This is a genomic window from Bowmanella yangjiangensis, from assembly GCF_017255015.1.
GTDB classification, from domain to species: Bacteria; Pseudomonadota; Gammaproteobacteria; order Enterobacterales; family Alteromonadaceae; genus Bowmanella; species Bowmanella yangjiangensis.
This window is the reverse complement of sequence record NZ_JAFKCS010000098.1, coordinates 1-2,718: the sequence shown is the minus strand read 5'-3', so window position 1 is coordinate 2,718 and position 2,718 is coordinate 1. Positions and strand designations below refer to the sequence as shown.

At 61.4% G+C, this 2,718-nt stretch carries 3 protein-coding genes; all 3 read left to right on the top strand.

What is annotated here, in order from left to right; all coding sequences use genetic code 11:
• Positions 1-156 precede the first annotated feature (156 nt).
• Positions 157-609 carry a hypothetical protein gene (locus J0A65_RS22065; RefSeq protein WP_206596475.1) on the top strand — a complete coding sequence of 151 codons (453 nt, stop codon included), beginning with the start codon at positions 157-159 and terminating at the stop codon, positions 607-609.
• Positions 597-1,868 (top strand): MFS transporter, encoded by a 1,272-nt coding sequence (locus tag J0A65_RS22060; RefSeq protein WP_206596474.1) that lies wholly within the window; start codon positions 597-599, stop codon positions 1,866-1,868. The genes J0A65_RS22065 and J0A65_RS22060 overlap by 13 nt, the downstream gene beginning before the upstream one ends.
• A 305-nt stretch (positions 1,869-2,173) precedes the next feature.
• Positions 2,174-2,718 (top strand): BCCT family transporter (locus tag J0A65_RS22055; RefSeq protein WP_206596473.1); only part of this gene is annotated, 545 nt, incomplete at its 3' end.

Genomic DNA, 2,718 nt, shown 5'->3' with positions numbered 1-2,718 from the left:
GGAGAGCTATATCGGCGAGCAGGGCGGCAAGGAGGGCATCAAGCTGGAGCAGCAGGTACTGATCACCGCCAACGGCTGCGAAGCCCTGTCGCACTACCCGTGGCAAACGGACTGGCTGTGATTGGGGGACCACAATCAGTGTTGGAGGAGGGCACCATGGTGTGCATGACCCAGGATCGCCGTCTGATCATCCGTAACATCTGCAAGCACATGCCCAAGAACGGCAAGAGCCGCAACGGCGCCTTGCGCGAGTCGGTATGCCCCGAGCATCGCAAGGCTTTCCTGGCGTACTGCCCGCAATTGGCCGATGTACCGTTCAGCCATCTCTCCCGCGAGTCGTTCGACCCGGACCACCACAACGCTGTCGGCGCGTCTGGAACAGTCGGGGCGGGCTATGAGTCGGGTCCTTTCCGGGAAAGGCCTGGCGTAGCCGGTCGATCACCATCGACCCAGAGCTCCTCCCGTGCGGGTGATCAGCAACGAGATCTCGCCGAATGTCGGCATCGGGTTCGCCCGCTGGGAGGGTTGCCGATCGTCCCGTTTTGCTGCGCGCCCGACTCAGGCGTGGTGGTTGTCCTTGATAAAGGGGTGAGCAATTGCTCGGCTTGACCCAGGCGTTCGCTGCACTCTATCTGGCCAGCCTGCTGATGCAGCTCGGCTCGACCCTGCTGATGACCTATCTGGCGCTGCGCCTGACTGCTGGCGGCGTCGCCGAGTTCTGGGGGGGCGCGCTGATGGCTGCCAATGCCCTGGGTATGGTGGTCGGCGGCAAGGTTGGCCAGGTGCTGATCGGTCGTGTCGGTCATATTCGTACCTACGTGGCCTGCTCTGGCATCATCTGCGCGGCGGTGCTGATGCATGCCTTCAATGAGGCGTTGCCGCTCTGGCTGTTGCTGCGTTTTGTCGTCGGCGTGGCGATGATGTGCCAGCTGATGGTGGTGGAGAGCTGGCTCAACGACTGCGCGCAGAGCGATCAGCGCGGCAGGGTGCTGGGCATCTACATGGTCGCGGCCTACGTCGGCATGATGCTCGGTCAACTGGCGCTGAGCATCGACGGCAATCTCGGTCTGCATGCGCTGCTCGGCGTGGTCATTGCCTTCGCCTTGAGCCAGGTGCCGGTAGCGCTGACCCGCAGTACCCATCCGACCATACCGGGCTCCGAGCCGGTCGATCTGCGTCTGTTCTTGCAGCGAGTGCCGCAGTCGCTGTTCACCGTACTGATATCGGGGATGATCAACGGTGGTTTCTATGGGTTGTCGTCGATCTATGCCAGCCGCCAGGGCCTGAGTACGGTCGAAGTGGGCCAGTTCATGGCCCTGGCGATTGCCGCTGGGCTGCTTGCACAACTGCCACTGGGCTGGCTGTCGGATCGCTTGCCACGCGCCAGCCTGATTCGCGGTGTGGCGGCGTTGCTGATCCTGACCTGCCTGCCGCTGGCGTTCTATCAGGGGCTGTCGTTCGGCGTGCTGCTGCTGTTCAGCGCGTGCATCGGTTTCTTGCAGTTCTGCCTGTACCCGCTGGGCGTGGCCCTGGCCAACGACAACATGGAGCCACGTCTGCGCGTATCGCTGGCGGGGCTGTTGCTCGCTACTTTCGGTGTGGGCGCCTGCATCGGCCCGCTGCTGGCCGGTGCGCTAATGGGACATTTTGGCCCCTCCAGCCTCTATCTGTTCTTTGCCATCAGCGCGGCGGTACTGGCTGTTGCCGTGGGACAGGGGCGCGTGACCGGCGAGCACCTGCAGGACGATGCACCGTTGCAGCATCAGGCCACACCCAATGCCCTTGCCTGCACGACCCTGGCTGCGGTTATCGAACCTGCGGTCAGTGTGGAGGAGCGAGTCGAGGAAGCACCCAGCCAGAGGCTCTGAACGATCCATCCTGATCCGTGAGTGGATGCGAAAAGCTCAGTCTGAACAACGAGTCGGAAGGTTCCCGCCTGTCGGCTCGACAGCGCCCGATAGATATGGCTTTGAGGCTTTCAGTTGGCTCCCTTATTGATCGTCCATATTGATGATTAAAAGTCATAAGTTGCGCAGATTAAATGGTTTGTCGATGGATTCGAGCCTGTTCGACCATTGGTCATCCGCAGCGATTACCGAGCCGCCAACTGCACCTGCAGGGCCCAGTCCGGATGCGGAGAAAACTATTACAAGAACAAAATCGAGGTGCGTGCATGAAGCCTATGGTTGCGGAAGACATAGTCGGTCGAGACTTCAATATTCGAGTGCTCGGCTTGAACTTCCATCGCGTCATATTCCCTGTTTCCTTCTCCATCATCCTGTTGCTGGTTCTCCTGGCGCTGAGCAATCCCGTGGTCTTCGGTGAGACGCTGGAAGGCATCAAGGGCTGGATCCTGAAGAACTTCGACTGGTTCATCATCATCATGGGCAATCTGGCGGTGCTGTTCTGCGCCGGCCTGGCCCTGTCGCCGCTGGGCAAGGTGCGTCTCGGTGGGCGCGACGCCAAAGCCGAATTCAGCACCTTGTCTTGGTTCTCCATGATGTTTGCCGCTGGCATGGGCGTCGGCCTGCTGTACTGGGGCGTCGCCGAGCCAGTGGCGCAATACACCGCCTGGTGGAAAACACCGCTGGACGTGACCGCCAGCACCCCGGAGGCCGCCCACGCGGCGATGGGCGCGACGCTGTACCATTGGGGCTTTCATCCCTGGGCCATCTACCTGACCAGCGCGCTGGTGGTAGGGTACTTCTCCTACAACAA